This is a genomic window from Dyadobacter sp. CY327, assembly GCF_021390415.1.
GTDB classification, from domain to species: domain Bacteria; phylum Bacteroidota; class Bacteroidia; order Cytophagales; family Spirosomataceae; genus Dyadobacter; species Dyadobacter chenhuakuii.
Window position 1 is genome coordinate 1 of record NZ_JAJUXJ010000017.1, and the last position, 553, is coordinate 553.

Below are 553 nucleotides of genomic sequence, written 5' to 3' on the forward strand. Positions count from 1 at the left end.
CGGATATCTACGGATCAATTTGTATGTGCCAATCCCCGTAGCTTTTCGCAGCTTATCACGTCCTTCATCGCCTCTGAGAGCCTAGGTATCCCCCATGCGCCCTTAATTCGCTTGCGCGATCTTAATTTCTTCTTCTCTCTTCTACTTCACAATATGTCAATGAACTCGTTACCCCGCTTTCGAGGTAATGTGGAGAATAACGGATTCGAACCGTTGACCCCCTGCGTGCAAGGCAGGTGCTCTAGCCAGCTGAGCTAATCCCCCAAATTTTTTCAATAAAAATTATCAAGAACGTTTTCCTGATACTTGTTTTCCGTGGGCCTGCGTGGACTCGAACCACGGACCTCGACATTATCAGTGTCGCGCTCTAACCACCTGAGCTACAAGCCCTAATATATGATAAAGATAAACCAAAAGCAGAGTCTCTCGTCTCCAGAAAGGAGGTGTTCCAGCCGCACCTTCCGGTACGGCTACCTTGTTACGACTTAGCCCCAGTCGCCGATTTTACCCTAACAGTGTCTTTAACCTACTGCTTCAGGTCTCCCCGACTCCC

Annotated in this window: 2 tRNA genes and 2 rRNA genes; all 4 read right to left on the reverse strand. The window is 48.6% G+C overall.

Annotation, left to right across the window (positions count from 1 at the left end):
• Window positions 1–117, reverse strand: a 23S ribosomal RNA gene (locus LZG74_RS26170); the annotation flags it as partial.
• 73 nt (window positions 118–190) lie between these two features.
• Window positions 191–264, reverse strand: a tRNA-Ala gene (locus LZG74_RS26175).
• A gap of 52 nt (window positions 265–316) precedes the next feature.
• Window positions 317–390, reverse strand: a tRNA-Ile gene (locus tag LZG74_RS26180).
• Between the two features lie 46 nt (window positions 391–436).
• Window positions 437–553, reverse strand: a 16S ribosomal RNA gene (locus LZG74_RS26185); the annotation flags it as partial.